We start from the raw sequence: 14,440 nt of genomic DNA on the forward strand, positions 1-14,440 counted from the left end.
GGGCCAGCTCGTCCGCCTCGGCGGCGAGGGAGTGGCTGGCGGCGGTGCTTTCCTCGACCATCGCGGCATTTTGCTGCGTCACCTGGTCCATCTGGTTGACCGCGCTGTTCACCTCGGCCAGGCCTGTCGCCTGTTCCTGGGCGGAGCCGGCGATATCGGTCACCAACACATTCAGCCGCGCCACCTGTTCGACGATGCGGGTAAGCGCCTGGCCGGTTTCATTCACCAGCCGCACCCCGACCTGAACCTGCGCGCCGGAGGCGTTGATCAGGGTCTTGATCTCCTTCGCCGCATCGGCCGAGCGCTGGGCCAGGGCCCGCACCTCGGTGGCGACCACGGCGAAGCCCCGCCCGGCATCGCCGGCACGCGCCGCCTCGACCCCGGCATTCAGCGCCAGCAGATTGGTCTGGAAGGCGATTTCGTCGATGACGCCGATGATGTTGGAAATCTTCTTGGAGGATTCCTCGATCCCGCCCATCGCGGTGACGGTCTCGCCGACCACCAGCCCGGAGCGCTCGGCATCCAGTTTCGCCTCGTTCACCACACCGCGGGCCTCGTTGGCGCCTTCGGAGGATTTACGCACGGTGGCGGTGATCTCTTCCAGCGCCGCGGCGGTTTCTTCCAGGCTGGCGGCCTGCTGCTCGGTGCGGCGGGCGAGGTCGTCCGAGCTTTGGGTGATCTCGCCGGCGCTGGCGCGCACGCCCTGGGCGTTGGCGGCAATCTGCTGCATGGTCTGCTGCAGCGTCGCCACCGCCTTGTTGAAATCGGTCCGCAGTTTTTCATATTCGTCGGAGAATTGCTGATCGATCCGGAACATCAGGTCGCCCACGGAGAGGCGCTCCAGCCCATCGGCCAGGCTTTCCACCACCTTCGCCAGCATCGCGGCGGCCTGTTCGCGGGCGGCGGCGGCCTGGGCGCGTTCGGCCTCGGCGGTGGCGGCGGTGCGGCGCGCCTCTTCCTCGACACGCTGCTTCTCCAGCCCGGCCTGCTTGAAGACCATGACGGCGCCGGCCATCTGCCCGACCTCGTCCTTGCGGCCCATCTCCGGCACCTCGGCCGCGAGATCCCCACCGGAGAGGCGCGCCATCGCGTCACGCAGGCGGGTCAGCGGGTTGGAGACCCAGGCGGCGATGGCGAAATAGGAGCCGATGGCCACGGCGGCGAGGGCCAGCACGATGCCGATGAGCGACGTCCACATCGTATAAGCGGCGCCGCGCTGCACAGCGTCCAGCTGCGTGGTTGCCAGCTGCGTCAGTTGATCGCGTTCCGCCCGCAAGTCCTGGGCCAAAGGCGGGAAGACGCTGGCGCAATTCTGGTTGAATTCTGTCTGCGCCGCCTCGTTACCTGCCAGCGTGGTGGAGGCATTGCCCATCTGCTCCGCTTTGGCGCAGCTGGCATCAAAGGCGGCATCGCCACGTTGGCGCAGCTGGTTCAGAGCATCGGCCTGCGCCGGAACCAGGTTAGCGGCCTGGGTCATGGAATTGTCGAAGACCGCGCGTGCGTCGGTGATTTCCTTGCTGGCCTGCGCGTCGACGTCAGCGCCCAACGTGATCAGCAGCCATTCCAGCGCGGCGTGCTGGCGCTGCAAGGCGCCGTTGGCATTGGCGACATCCAAAGCCGCCTGCATGCTCGTGGCGTTGATCTGCCCGCCCCGGTCGGCGACCGTGCGGATCTGCGTGGCGACGAAGCCGGTGGCGATAAGGGCGACCAGCCCCAACACGCCGAGCACGGCAAGGAATTTAACGATGATCGGCTGGTTCTTCATATCGGCCCCTCGGGAATGGAACGGCCGGGACCTCCGCCCCGGCGGCACCCGCGAAGGGCGCTTGGGGCGGTGATAATGAATGAAACTTAAGGTTCGGTTGCCGACCTTTGGCGCCCGGGGCGACGTGTCAGCCCAGCGCCTCGCCGACCAGCACCAGAACCGGGCCGCTGGGCGCGGCGCGCGCCACCGCGCCGGCGAGGCTGGCCAATGTCGCGCGCAGCACGCGCTGCGCCGGCAGGCTGGCGGATTCCACCGCAAGCGCCGGCAGCTCCGGGGCCATGCCGGCATCCAGCAATTTCTCGACGAGGCCGGGCAGATGCTTGCTGCCCATATAGATGGCGAAGCTGCCACCGGCGCGCGCCAAAGCGCCCCAATCATGCGCCGGCAACCCGGCATCCGCGCCGTGGCCGGTGATGATGTGCAAAGAGCGGGCGATGCGGCGCTGGGTGAGGGAGAGCTCCAGCCCGGCGGCGGCGGCGGAGGCGGCGGTGATGCCGGGCACCACCTCGAAGCTGAAGCCGGCGGCGCGCAGCGCCTCCATCTCCTCGGTCAGGCGGCCGAAAATCACCGGGTCGCCGCCTTTCAGCCGCACCACCTTCCGGCCGGTTTGGGCATATTCCACCAGCAGCCGGCAGATTTCCGCCTGCGGGGCGGAGGCGCGGCCGCAGCGTTTGCCGACATCGACCAGCTCGGCATCCGGATTGATCAGCGCCAATATGCCGGGGCCGACCAGGCTGTCATGCAGCACCACCTCCGCCTCGCGCAGCAGCCGGGCGGTTTTCATCGTCAGCAAATCGGGATCGCCCGGGCCGGCGCCGGCCAGGAATATGCGTGTCATGTCGGGGCTCTCATCGGAGAGCCGCTCTTCGGACATCGGGCGCGGGCTGGCAAGGGGGTTGCCGGTCTTTGCCAAAAAACCAAGGTTTTTGCAGCTTTTTGAAAAAAGCTGCACCAAAAACTTTTACTTTTTTAGGGGATTTTTTAGGCGACCAGCTCGGCTTGCGGCTCGGGTTTGCGCGGCGGCGGCAGCTTGATCGCGCCGATGACCGAGCGCACCTCGTTGCGTGCCGCGATGTGGGAGAGGCCCAAAGCGATGCCGATATTGGCTTCCTTCACATCCATCAGCGTCAGCCCTTGCAGGTACAGCTCACGGAAGATCACGCGCTCGCCAAAGCCCTTCAGCGTGCGAAAGCCGATGCGCTTGGCCAGGGTTTCCAGCGTCTCGCCGACATCGCGCTTGTTGCGCGCCTCCACCGCCGCCAGGCGGTTGCGCATCACGATCCAGTCGATCTTGCCCTTGTCGCGGTTGAAGCGGGTTTTGCGGGCTTCCCAGACCATCTCGGAATAGATGCTGGGCTTGATGATGTCGTGATTATCCGCATCCACCTTCGCCAGCATGGAGAAATCCACGAAGCTGTCATTGATCGGGGTGATCAGCGTGTCCGCGAAGGAATGGCCGTAGCGGGAGAGGTAGTTGTCGGTGCCCGGGCAGTCGACGACGATGATCTCGGCGCCGGCCTCGACCAGAGAGGCCACGCCTTCGTCGAAATTATTGCGTTCTTCTTCCTCGATCTCGGCGCGGGTATCGGCTTCCGAGCGCGGCACCGGGCGGAATTCGGGCAGCGGCAGCGCAATGCCCTTGGCCTCGACGAAGGCCTGGCGCGCGGCCAGCGTGCCGGCCAGCGTGCCCTGGCGGGCGTCGAGATCCATGGCGCCGACCTTATAGCCGTCGCGCAGCAGCGAGACGATGACATGCACCGAGGTGGTGGACTTGCCGCACCCGCCTTTCTCGTTGCCGAGCACGATGAAATACGGTTTTCTCGCCGCCTGCTCCGTCATGCCTCTGCTCCTTCACGCCGCTGAACCGGCCCGCAGGATAGCCGAGTCCCGCGAGTCGCCCCAATGATTCATGCGGCGTGTTTAGCGCCCGTATGCGGCAGGAACGCGGCGGCGAGGCCGATCAAAGGCAGAAAGGCACAGATTTCATAAACCTTCACGATGCCGATGGCGTCCGCCAGCGTGCCCAGCACCGCCGCCCCGATGCCGCCCATGCCGAAGGCGAGGCCGAAGAACAGGCCGGAGACGGCGCCGATCCGCCCGGGCATCAGCTCCTGCGCATAGACGACGATGGAGGAGAAGGCGGAGGAGAGCACCAGCCCGATGATGACGCTGAGCAGCAGGGTAAGATTGAGCCCGACATAAGGCAGCGCCAGCGCGAAGGGGGCGACACCCAGGATCGAGCCCCAGATGACGAGCTTGCGGCCGATTTTGTCACCCACCGGGCCGCCGATGACAGTGCCGATGGCGGCGGCCGCCATGAAGATGAACAGATCCACCTGCGCTTCCTGCACCCCCAGATGAAAGCGCTGCATCAGATAGAAGATATAATAAGAGGTGAAGCTGGCGATGTAGAAGAATTTCGAGAACATCAGCGCCAGCAGCACGACCAGGGCGGTGATCACCTGCTGGCGGGGCAGCGCCGGGGCGCTGGCGGCGCGGCGTGGCGCGCGTTTGGCATGGCCCTGGGTACGGTACCATTGGCCAAGGCCGGTGAGCAGCACGATCGCCCCGAGCGCCACCAGGGCGAACCAGGCCAGGCTGGCGCGGCCATGCGGCAGGATGATGAAGGCGGCGAGCAGCGGGCCGATCGACTGGCCGAAATTGCCGCCGACCTGGAACACTGATTGCGCCAGCCCATGCCGCCCGCCCGAGGCCAGGCGCGCGATGCGCGAGGCTTCCGGGTGGAAGATGGAGGAGCCGACGCCCATCAGGCTCGCCCCCAGCAGCAGAATGCCATAGCCGGGCGCGTAGGCCAGGGTGAGCAGGCCGGACATCGAGAAGGCCATGCCGACCGGGAGCGAAAAGGGTAGCGGCTTTTTGTCCGTGAACAGCCCGACGAGCGGCTGCAGCAGCGAGGCGGTGATCTGGTAGGTCAGCGTCAACGCGCCGATCTGGCCGAAATTCAGGTTGAAGCCGCCTTTCAGGATCGGGTAGATCGCCGGCAGCAGCGATTGCACCAGATCATTCAGAAAATGGCAGACACTGACCGCGCCCAGCACCGTGCTGGCGGTGCCGGCTGGGCGCTGCGGCGCGCTGATGACGTCACTCATAGCTTTGCATCCCCGTGCCGCTCGCGTTTCGCGGCGACATATTATTGCGTGTGAGAGGGATGAGACTTAAGGGAAGGATGGCAGGCCCACAACCGCAGGCGGGCCGAAAATTTACGCGAGTGGGCCATGGTCTGGAATAGCCGGGTTGAACTTCTTGACGATGTCGCGCGGCCCTTGCTGGCGCTGGGCACAAATTATGTCGATGGGTTTGCCATTCCCATGCACCGGCACCGGCGCCACCAGCTTTTGTTCGGCGCGGCGGGGACGGTGATTGTCACCACCAAGGGCGGGAGTTGGATGATCCCGCCGCAGCAGGGCATCTGGTTGCCGGCGGGCACCGACCATGCGGTGCGGATGCTGGGCCAGGTGCAGATTCGCAGCCTGTATCTGGAGCCGGAGGCGATCACCTCCATGCCGGCCGATTGCCAGGTGATGGCGATCCCGCCTTTCGTGCAGGGGCTGATGCGCGAGGCGCTGGAGCTGCCGGCGGAGTATGACCAGGATAGCCGGGCCGGGGCGTTGATGAGTCTGCTGCTGCATGAGCTGCGGCACCTGCCCGCCCTGCCCTTGGGTTTGCCGATGCCGGTGCGCCACCCGGCTTTGCTGGCGCGCTGCCAGGGATTTCTGAGCGCGCCGACGCCGCATGCGACGATCGAGGACTGGGCGGCGGCGTTGGGGGTGAGCCGGCGCAGCTTCACCCGGCTGTTTCGCCACGAGACGGGTTTGAGCTTCGCCGCCTGGCGCCAGCAGGCCTGCCTGCATGCCGCCCTGCCCCGGCTGGCCGCCGGGCAGAGTGTCACCAGCGTGGCGCTGGAGCTGGGCTATGACAATCCGGCCGCCTTCACCGCCATGTTCAAGCGCTGCCTGGGGGTGCCGCCACGCCATTATCTGGCGAGGGGGGCGGGGTGATCAGGCCTGGTTCACTTTCGCCGCGAAGGTGATGAATGCCTCCAGCATTTTCGCCAGGAAGGCGCGGGTAGGTTCGTCAGTGAGTTTGCCGTCCTGGAATTTCGCGCCGGCGCCGCCGATGAAAACCTCCGGCTGGCCGAGCAGATGCAGGTTGAGCACGCCCAAAGTCTGGCGCAGCGGGTACTGGCCGCGGGCGGTGCCCAGCGCGCCCGGGGAAACGCCGATGATGGCGGCGGGCTTGCCGGCCCAGACATTGCCGCCGCGCGAGCCCCAGTCGATGGCGTTTTTCAGCGGCGCGGGGATGGAGGCGTTATATTCCGGGGTGGCGAAGAGGATGGCATCGGCGCCGCGGATCTCCTGGCGCAGGCGCTCGACTTCCGGGGGAAAAGTGCCGTCTTTTTCGAGGTCCTGGTTCATCAGCGGCAGATCGCCAATTTCGGCGATGCCGAGGTGATGCTCCGGCAGCAATTCGGCTGCGGCGTGCAGGGCGCTGGTGTTCCAGGAACCGGTGCGCAGGCTGCCGGAAATGCCGAGAATTTTCATGAGGACCTCATCCTTTATGACGCTGAGATTGGAAAATATTTCAAAAGTTTTTGGGGTGCAGCCCTTTTTTCAAAAAGGGCTGCAAAACGTCTGGGGTGGTGGCAACGGCGTTGCACACGCCCCAACCTCTTCGCCGCTTTTTTGAAAAAAAGCGGCACAAAAAATTTTGCAAATAAAAAAGCCGCCCTGTTGGGCGGCTTTTCCAAGTCATTTGCCGGTAAGGAGACGTTCCACCAGCTGCTTCACCGAGGGGATGAAGCCGTTGGAATAGAACGGGTCCGAGCCGAAGCGATGGGCGTTATGGCCGGCGAACATCAGGTTGTTATCCATCGCCGCCTCGTCACCCTCCGCCGCGTGGGCGATGTTCTGCAGCGTCTTCTGGATGCAGAAGCTGCGCGGGTCGGCCTTCTTGCCGTTATCGAAGGTCGGCTCATGCTGGGACCAGTTGGAGAAGCGGCACTGGCTGAGGCAGCCCATGCAGGCCACCTGGTCCTCATGGATTTCCGCCGCCTTCTCCGGGGCGACGAAGATCAGCGTCGAATCCGGGGTGCGCAGCGCCTCGGTGAAGCCCTCATCCTCCCAGGCCTTGGCGCGGGCATAATCAGGTGCGGTGAGATAGACCGGCCGCTTGCGCGCGCCGACACCATATTCCACCACATGCTCACCCACCGCCTCGGGGCTGTAGGCCACCTGACGGTCGCTGCGGGCGCGCAGCTCGCGCATGAAATCATTATTCACGGCGGAGGAGTAGAATCCGGTCGGCGAGAAGCGGTTGAGGAAGACATCACCGGGCTTCAGCTTGAACAGGCGCTCCTTCCAGCTCTGCGGGATCGGGCTTTCCTTGGTCAGCAGCGGGCGGGTGCCGAACTGGAAGGCGATCGGCCCGATTTCGGGATTATTGATGTAATCCTTCCACTCATCCAGGGCCCAGACGCCGCCGGCCATGATGATCGGGGTTTCGTGCAGGCCGAAATCGCGCATCACCTTGCGCAGCGCGACCAGGCGGGGATAGGGGCTCTCGGGCTTCTCCGGGTCCTCGGAGTTGGAAAGGCCGTTATGGCCGCCTGCCAGCCAGGGATCCTCATAGACCACCCCGCCCAGAAGATCCGCCGCCTTGGAGTAGGCGCGCTTCCACAGCGCCGCGAAGGCGCGGCCGGAGGAGACAATGGGGTAGTAATGCACGTTGAATTTGGCGGCGATGTCCGACAGCCGGTAGGGCATGCCCGCGCCGCAGGTGATGCCGCTGACGATGCCCTTGGTGCGCTCCAGAATGCCGTTGATGACGCGCTCCGCCCCGCCCATCTCCCACAGGATATTGGCGTGGATGCGGCCCTTGCCGCCGGAAATCTCCCAGGCGCGCCGGGCCTGCTCCACCCCGCCATCGATGGCGAACTGGATCAACTCCTCATGCCGGTCCCGGCGGGTGCGGCCCTTATAGATCTGCGGGATGATGCGGCCCTGGTCGTCAAAACTATCGGCATTCACGGCGGAGAAGGTGCCAACGCCGCCGGCCAGCGCCCAATGCCCGGCGCTGATGCCGTTGGACGCGGAAACGCCCTTGCCGCCCTCGACCAGGGGAAGAATATCCATGCCACCCATACGGATGGGGTTAATCACCGTCATCGCTTTGAAAACCTCACAGCCGGGGCGTGCTCTTGCCGGAACACCATATACATCACTCCTTATTACCAGATTGACACACCACGTGAAGTGGTTTTGCGAGTTTGGTCCCACGCGCGGAAGCATAATATAAGCCCGCCCATGGATTTGAATTTCTCGGAAGCGGAAATCCAGCGCTATTCGCGGCATATCTTGCTGCGCGAGCTGGGCGGCACCGGCCAGGCCAGGTTGAAGGCGGCGAAGGTGCTCATCGTCGGCGCTGGCGGGCTGGGCTCGCCCTTGGGGCTGTATCTGGCGGCGGCGGGGATCGGCACGATCGGGCTGGTCGACCCGGATGTGGTCGAGCTCTCCAACCTGCAGCGCCAGGTGGCGCACGGCGTGGCGGATCTCGGCCGGGCCAAGGTGGAGAGTGCCGCCGAGTCGCTGGCGCGGATCAACCCGCTGGTGCGGGTCGTGCAGCACCGGGAAAAGCTCGATGCACGGAATGTCGGCCGGCTGCTCGGGGATTACGACCTGATCTGCGATGGCACGGATAATTTCACCAGCCGGTTTCTGGTGGCCGATGCCTGCGTGGCGGCGAAGAAGACCCTGGTCTCCGCTGCGGTGCTGCGGTTTGAGGGGCAGATTTCAACCTTCAAGCCGCATACAGGCGGGCCCTGCTATCGCTGCCTCTATCCTGAGCCGCCGCCCGAGGGGCTGGTGCCGCCCTGCTCCGAGGCCGGGGTGCTGGGCGCGGTGACCGGGGTGATGGGCACGCTGCAGGCAACCGAGGTGATCAAGGAGATCACCTTCATCGGCCAATCGCTTTCCGGCTTCTTGCTGGTATGGGACGCGCTGGCGGCGGAATTCCGCAAGGTAAAACTGAGAAAGGACCCGGAATGCCCCGTTTGCGGCTGATCGTGCTGCTGTTGGCCCCGCTGCTCTGCGCCGCCGCCCCGGACCCCGGCAATGGGCCAGGGCCGGCCAAGGGCAGCAATACCGGGCTGCCGGTGCCGCGCTTTGTCTCGCTGCGCTCGGACGAGGTGAATGTGCGCGCCGGGCCGGGCTTTCAATATCCGGTGAACTGGGTCTATCAGCGCGCCGGGCTGCCGGTGGAAATCATCGGCGAATTCAATGTCTGGCGGCAGATCCTGGCGCCGGATGGCGGCACCGGCTGGGTACATGAGGCGACCATCCGCGCCAAGCGCGGCTTCTATATCACCGCCGACAAGGCCGCCTTGCGCAGCGGGCCCAGCGCCGGGGCGGGTGTGGTCGCCTATCTCGCCCAGGGCGTGTCCGGGGCGTTGCTGCGCTGCACGCCCACCAGCGATTACTGCAAGGCTGCCACCAAATATGAGACCGGCTACCTGGCCCGCAGCGATTTCTGGGGCGCCTTTCCGGGCGAGGATGTGAAGCCCTGAGCTGGCGAGTTTGAGTTTTCCACAGAAAAGGACTCGTGAAAACGTCACAAGAGATTGCTACGCCCTCTCGCAACCTCTACTGTATCTAGTAGTTACAGCATGGAGGCCCACAAAATGGAGTGGACAGACGACAGCATTGCGCGGCTGCGGAGTTTGTGGGCCGAGGGTTTGTCGACCGCGGAGATCGGCCGGCGGCTGAATATTTCCAAGAATGCCGTGGTCGGCAAGGCGCACCGGCTCAATCTGCCGGCTCGCCCCTCGCCGATCCGCCGCTCCACCGGCGAGACCGCGCCGCGCCCGGTGGCGCCCAAGCGCACCCAGGGCCCGACCTTGCCGCCGCTTTCCGCCTCGGTGAGCCAGCCTGTGCCGGTGCTGCGCGCGATCATGCCAGCGCCGAAACCGCAGCAGCCCCGCGCCACCCCGTGCTGCTGGCCAATCGGCGAGCCCGGCAAACCGAGTTTTCACTTTTGTAATGCCGCGGCGGTTTCCGGAAAGCCCTATTGCGAGGACCACGCCGCCATCGCCTATGTCCGCGTGCGCGACAAACGCGAAGACGTGGCCTGACTCCTTGCGAACGTTACGCCGCCGGCATCTTGCCGGCGGCGTTGTCGTTTCAAAAATCCGCTGCAATGCAGCAAAAACTTTGGAATTGATCGATCCTGGCAAATGCGCTTAAATTCTGTTTCGTCCGGAGCGATCCGGCGAAATGACCCAAGCCCAAAAGAACGGGCAAATAAAACTGGGCAAAGAAAGGCGCCACATGGAAACGATGCAAGACACCCAATCCTCGTCGCAGGCTGAGTCTCAGACCGGCGTGGTGAGATGGTTCAACCCCGGCAAAGGCTATGGCTTCATTGCCCCGGATGAGGGCGGGAACGATATTTTCGTTCATATCAGTGCCGTGCAGCATGCCGGCCTGCGCAAGCTGAATGAGGGCGAGCGGGTGCGCTTCGTTCTGCAGCAGCGCGAGGGCCGCGTTGCCGCCATCGGGATCGAACGGCTGCACTGAAGAAGGGGCGGGGTAACCCGCCCATCCTTGCGCTGATCTCTCGCGACCCGGGTGCGCTGGCAGGAGCGCGCCCGGTTTGATCTCTGGGCAGCATCTTTACGCGCTGCGCCGCGCCTTTGCCGCGATGACAGGCCCCCCGCCCCGGCGCTAGCATGCCGGCATGACATATTCCCCTTTACAATTCCTCGACCATCCCTCTGGCCTGGCGCATGTGCCTGGCCCGTCTCTGCCCTTGTACGCGGTACGCCCGGAGGGGCTGGGTGCATGCCTGGCCGCCCTTCCGGAGGCCGCCGCGCAGGCCAGGCTGCTTGGCTTCACCGGCGAGGCCGGGCGCGTGCTGCTTTACGCGGATGCGCAAGGCGCGCTGGCCGGGGCCTTGCTCGGGCTGGGCAACGCGCCGGAGAGCATCGGCTTCGGCGCCGCCGCCGCCGCCCTGCCCGCCGGCAGCCTGTGGCATATCGAGCCCGGCGGGTTCGATCCTGAGCGGGCGGAGCGGGCTTTTCTGCTGGGGGCCTATCGCTACCAGACGCAGCGCGCCCGCCAGGCCGATTTCGCCCAGCTGGCCCCCCAGCGCGCCCAGGCGCAGCCACGCGCGCGCATCCTGGCCGGCAGCATGATGCTGGCGCGCGAGCTGATCAACACACCGCCCAACCTGCTCGGGCCCACCGAGCTGGCGCAGGCGGCGCTGGACGTGGCGCAGCATTTCGGCGCCCATGCGGAAGCGATCACCGGTGCGGCGCTGGAGGCCAACTACCCGACCGTGGCGGCGGTGGGTGCCGGTTCGGCGCGCGCGCCAGCGGTGGTGGTGCTGCGCTGGCAGGGCAGCCAGGCGGGGACGGAGGCGAAGCTGGTCTCGCTCTGCGGCAAGGGGGTTTGTTTCGATACTGGCGGCTACAACCTCAAGCCCGGCGGCTCGATGCGGCTGATGCGCAAGGATATGGGCGGGGCGGCGATCATGCTCGGGCTGGCCAGCGCGATCATGGCGCTGGATCTGCCGATCCGGCTGGAGTTGCGGCTGGGCTGCGTGGAGAACAGCGTCTCCGGCCATGCCATGCGCCCCTCCGATATTCTGCGCACCCGTGCGGGGATCAGCGTCGAAGTCGGCGATACGGATGCGGAAGGACGGCTGGTATTGTGCGACCTGCTGCATGAAGCCTGCGGGGCGCAACCGCACTGGCTGATCGACGCCGCCACCCTCACCGGGGCGGCGCGCGTGGCGCTGGGGCCGGATCTGCCGGCGCTGTTCAGCAATGACGACGCACTGGCCCAGACGATTCTTGAATCTGGACTCATCGAGAACGATCCGCTCTGGCGCCTGCCGCTGCACGCGCCTTATGCCGCCTGGCTGGAGATCCCTTATGCGGATTTGTGCAACATCTCTTCAAAGCCGATGGCCGGCGCGATAACCGCCGCATTGTTCCTGCAACATTTCATTTCAAAAAACACGCATTGGGCGCACATCGACACTTATGCGTGGAACGATGCAACCAGACCGGGAAAGCCCGAAGGCGGAGAGGCGCAAACTCTGCAGGCCTTGCTTGCGGCAATCGAGGGGCTGAGCCGTCCCCACGCCATGTGACGTCCGAAAAATGCAGCGGCCGGGTCTTATTTTTGATCCCGGTCGCGAATCGATAAAATAGGATGCGCACAAACAAGTTTACATATTGTCTTATCAAAACGTAAAATTTCAGCAATAAAGCGCGAATATTTATTTTTCGCAAAATCAACAAACTTCGTTACAAAACAAATCGTTCGTCCGCAGAGGGATCATTTCGCCTTTTCAGTATGTTAGTGATACGGACAAAGAATTTTTCGTAATCATATTGAAGAGATTTTGTATTTACCTATACTATTGTGTACTAACGGTTCAGTCTAGAAACGGCTTCGGCGAAATCTTCCGTCTGAAACGGTTTTTATGAGCCTGTTTCCATGGAGTTATAAAATGGCATCCGCTCAACTGTCTTCCGATCAGCTCGTGGGCATTCTACGAGACACGGTCGTGTCCTTGGTTCGCCGTGACGGCGTGGATCTTTCCGCGCGTCAGCTCGGCGTGTTTCTCACCTGCTACCTGAATGAAGGCGGCCATACCGTGCGCGGCCTCGCGCAGGAGCTGAACGTCTCCAAGCCGGCGATCACCCGCGCGCTCGACCGGCTGACCGAGCTCGATTTCGTTCGCCGCAAGGTCGACCCGTCCGACCGCCGCTCGGTGCTGGTGCAGCGCACCGTCAAGGGGGCTGCTTTTCTGCGTGAGACGCGCCATATTATGACCGATGCTTTCTCTGCGAACAAAACCGAGGCCGCCAGCCGCCGCGCGGCGAGCTGATTGTCCCTCCCGCCGCCAAGCCCTTGGGCTGGCGGCTGCCTGTTCAGGGTTGCTGCTCGGGTGGCCATTGGCCGCCCAGGCAGCGCCCTTGGCGCTCACCGCGGCGGATAAGACCCTTATCGCCCAGATCGAGGCCTATCTGAACGCCCAGAAGGGGCTGACCGCCAACTTCCTGCAAGTTGCGGCGGACGGCGCGACGCGCACTGGCAAGGCCTGGTTGCAGCGCCCCGGCAAGATGCGCTTCGCCTATGACCCACCGGACCCGCAACTGCTCGTCGCCGGCTTTGGCCTGCTGGTCTATCACGACCCCGCCCTCGGGCAGACCACCAATATCCCGCTCAGCGCCACCCCGCTTGGCATTCTGCTGGCCCCGCATGTCAATCTTGAATCCGCGGGGGTGTATGTCACCGCCATCAACCGCCAGCCGGGCCAGGTGAATATTTCCCTGGTCCGCAAGGGCAAGGAAGCCGCCGGCACGCTGACCTTGAGTTTCGCGACCGACCCGCTTGAGCTGCAATCCTGGATCGTCACCGATGCGCAGGGCAAACAGACCAGCGTGCATCTCTATGATATCGCGCCGGGCGGACCGTTTCCGGATTCGCTCTTCCAATATAATCCGTCCTCCGGGCCCAGCACGGTCGGGGGATAGGCAGGCGGTGAAAAGCCTGTAGAGATCACCCATGACCCTCACCATCGCCACCTGGAACATCAATTCCCTGCGGCTGCGCCAGGCGCATCTGCACCAGCTCGTCGGCCAATTGCAACCTGACGTGATCTGCCTGCAGGAAACCAAGGTTCCTGAGGAGCTGTTTCCAGAGGCGATCGCGGCGGAGATTGGATTTCCGCATGTGCTGAAGCGCGGCATGAAAAGTTACAATGGCGTCGCCATATTTTCGCGCCTGCCGTTGATGCTTGCGGAAAACACGCCGGATTGGTGCAATAAAAGTGATTGCCGGCATCTCTCGGCCAGCATCGCCACCCCAAGCGGGCCGCTAACAATCCATAATTTCTACGTTCCCGCCGGTGGCGATGTGCCGGACCGCGCGGCGAACGAGAAATTCGCCCACAAACTTGATTTTCTGGCAGAAACCACCGGGCATTTTTCGGCCTATCCGCCGCAACGCGCGATTTTGGTCGGCGATCTCAACATCGCGCCGCTCGAACATGATGTTTGGAGCCATAAGCAGCTACTGGACGTTGTTAGTCACACCCCGGTTGAGGTGGCGGCCCTGAATGGCTGGCGGGCGCAGGGTTTCTACGATGCGATCCGGCATTTCGTGCCGGAGGACCAGAAATTATATACCTGGTGGTCCTATCGCAACCGCGATTGGGACGCCTCCAACCGCGGCCGCCGGCTGGATCATGTATGGGTGACGCCGGATCTGAAACCGGCCTTGAGCCGCCACCAGATTCTGCGCGAGGCCCGCAGCTGGGCGCAGCCCTCTGACCATGTGCCGGTGGCGCTGACCTTGGATCTGGACCGGATCTGAGGCCCGCCCGGCGGGTTGATTCACGCGGCGCGCGGCCCAACATACAAGGGCAATCCCTGCGATAAAGCTCGCATGGCTCCCTGGATGAATCCGCGCATGCGGTTTCATTAAAAATCCGTCATAGGCGGCAGGCCGTTTGCACAGCGCTTGGCGCCACCGGTTTCGCGGGACGGTAAAGGAGTGTTTGACATGAAAGGCTTCATGCCGCCGCCGGCCATCATGATGGTGGCGCTGCTGCTCGGGATCGGCATTGCCGCGCTGACCGGCTAGC

General features: G+C 64.3%; 16 protein-coding genes. 10 read left to right on the forward strand and 6 right to left on the reverse strand.

What is annotated here, in order from left to right; translation table 11 throughout:
- From MXAZACID_RS07020 to MXAZACID_RS07035, 4 genes are all read right to left on the reverse strand, one after another.
- Positions 1-1,765: methyl-accepting chemotaxis protein (locus MXAZACID_RS07020; protein WP_008493512.1), on the reverse strand; the 1,765-nt coding region annotated here is incomplete at its 3' end.
- Between the two features lie 127 nt (positions 1,766-1,892).
- Positions 1,893-2,639, reverse strand: coding sequence for a uroporphyrinogen-III C-methyltransferase (cobA, locus tag MXAZACID_RS07025; protein WP_240376555.1), 747 nt, complete (start codon positions 2,637-2,639; stop codon positions 1,893-1,895).
- Between the two features lie 107 nt (positions 2,640-2,746).
- The gene (locus MXAZACID_RS07030; protein WP_008493514.1) at positions 2,747-3,604 is read right to left on the reverse strand and encodes a division plane positioning ATPase MipZ; all 858 of its coding nucleotides are present in this window, start codon (positions 3,602-3,604) and stop codon (positions 2,747-2,749) included.
- A gap of 68 nt (positions 3,605-3,672) precedes the next feature.
- A complete protein-coding gene (locus MXAZACID_RS07035; protein WP_008493515.1) occupies positions 3,673-4,875 on the reverse strand; it encodes an MFS transporter in 1,203 nt (400 codons plus the stop codon).
- A 126-nt stretch (positions 4,876-5,001) separates the two neighbouring features.
- Here MXAZACID_RS07035 and MXAZACID_RS07040 point away from each other — a divergent pair, with 126 nt between their 5' ends.
- The gene (locus MXAZACID_RS07040; protein ID WP_008493516.1) at positions 5,002-5,784 is read left to right on the forward strand and encodes a helix-turn-helix domain-containing protein; all 783 of its coding nucleotides are present in this window, start codon (positions 5,002-5,004) and stop codon (positions 5,782-5,784) included.
- On the opposite strand, the gene MXAZACID_RS07045 is transcribed toward MXAZACID_RS07040, so the two are convergent.
- Complete coding sequence (locus MXAZACID_RS07045; protein ID WP_008493517.1) at positions 5,785-6,327, reverse strand: NADPH-dependent FMN reductase; 543 nt, start codon at positions 6,325-6,327, stop codon at positions 5,785-5,787.
- Positions 6,328-6,343: 16 nt separating this feature from the next.
- On the opposite strand from MXAZACID_RS07045, the gene MXAZACID_RS20295 reads away from it, so the two are divergent.
- Positions 6,344-6,472: a hypothetical protein gene (locus tag MXAZACID_RS20295; RefSeq protein WP_256378774.1), complete on the forward strand. Its 129-nt coding sequence runs from the start codon at positions 6,344-6,346 to the stop codon at positions 6,470-6,472.
- 62 nt (positions 6,473-6,534) lie between these two features.
- On the opposite strand, the gene MXAZACID_RS07050 is transcribed toward MXAZACID_RS20295, so the two are convergent.
- Complete coding sequence (locus MXAZACID_RS07050; protein WP_008493518.1) at positions 6,535-7,950, reverse strand: nitronate monooxygenase family protein; 1,416 nt, start codon at positions 7,948-7,950, stop codon at positions 6,535-6,537.
- A gap of 138 nt (positions 7,951-8,088) precedes the next feature.
- Here MXAZACID_RS07050 and MXAZACID_RS07055 point away from each other — a divergent pair, with 138 nt between their 5' ends.
- The 8 genes from MXAZACID_RS07055 to MXAZACID_RS07090 all read left to right on the forward strand — a co-directional run bounded on the left by MXAZACID_RS07055 (position 8,089) and on the right by MXAZACID_RS07090 (position 14,169).
- Positions 8,089-8,844 carry a molybdopterin-synthase adenylyltransferase MoeB gene (locus MXAZACID_RS07055; RefSeq protein WP_008493519.1) on the forward strand — a complete coding sequence of 252 codons (756 nt, stop codon included), beginning with the start codon at positions 8,089-8,091 and terminating at the stop codon, positions 8,842-8,844.
- The gene (locus MXAZACID_RS07060) at positions 8,826-9,347 is read left to right on the forward strand and encodes an SH3 domain-containing protein (RefSeq protein ID WP_008493520.1); all 522 of its coding nucleotides are present in this window, start codon (positions 8,826-8,828) and stop codon (positions 9,345-9,347) included. Before MXAZACID_RS07055 ends, MXAZACID_RS07060 begins: the two co-directional genes overlap by 19 nt.
- A 114-nt stretch (positions 9,348-9,461) precedes the next feature.
- On the forward strand, positions 9,462-9,911 hold the full coding sequence (locus MXAZACID_RS07065) for a GcrA family cell cycle regulator (protein ID WP_026439467.1): 450 nt from the start codon (positions 9,462-9,464) through the stop codon (positions 9,909-9,911).
- Between the two features lie 196 nt (positions 9,912-10,107).
- Positions 10,108-10,356 carry a cold shock domain-containing protein gene (locus tag MXAZACID_RS07070; protein WP_008493524.1) on the forward strand — a complete coding sequence of 83 codons (249 nt, stop codon included), beginning with the start codon at positions 10,108-10,110 and terminating at the stop codon, positions 10,354-10,356.
- A gap of 160 nt (positions 10,357-10,516) precedes the next feature.
- Entirely contained in the window at positions 10,517-11,935 is a 1,419-nt protein-coding gene (locus MXAZACID_RS07075; RefSeq protein WP_051060220.1) for a M17 family metallopeptidase, read from the forward strand.
- 363 nt (positions 11,936-12,298) lie between these two features.
- Positions 12,299-12,679: a MarR family transcriptional regulator gene (locus MXAZACID_RS07080; RefSeq protein WP_026439464.1), complete on the forward strand. Its 381-nt coding sequence runs from the start codon at positions 12,299-12,301 to the stop codon at positions 12,677-12,679.
- An 88-nt stretch (positions 12,680-12,767) separates the two neighbouring features.
- Positions 12,768-13,328, forward strand: a complete 561-nt coding sequence (locus MXAZACID_RS07085) for an outer membrane lipoprotein carrier protein LolA (RefSeq protein WP_008493527.1) — start codon at positions 12,768-12,770, stop codon at positions 13,326-13,328.
- 31 nt (positions 13,329-13,359) lie between these two features.
- Positions 13,360-14,169 (forward strand): exodeoxyribonuclease III, encoded by an 810-nt coding sequence (locus MXAZACID_RS07090; RefSeq protein WP_008493528.1) that lies wholly within the window; start codon positions 13,360-13,362, stop codon positions 14,167-14,169.
- Positions 14,170-14,440: the final 271 nt, after the last annotated feature.

The organism is Acidocella sp. MX-AZ02 (assembly GCF_000306035.1).
GTDB classification, from domain to species: Bacteria; Pseudomonadota; Alphaproteobacteria; order Acetobacterales; family Acetobacteraceae; genus Acidocella; species Acidocella facilis.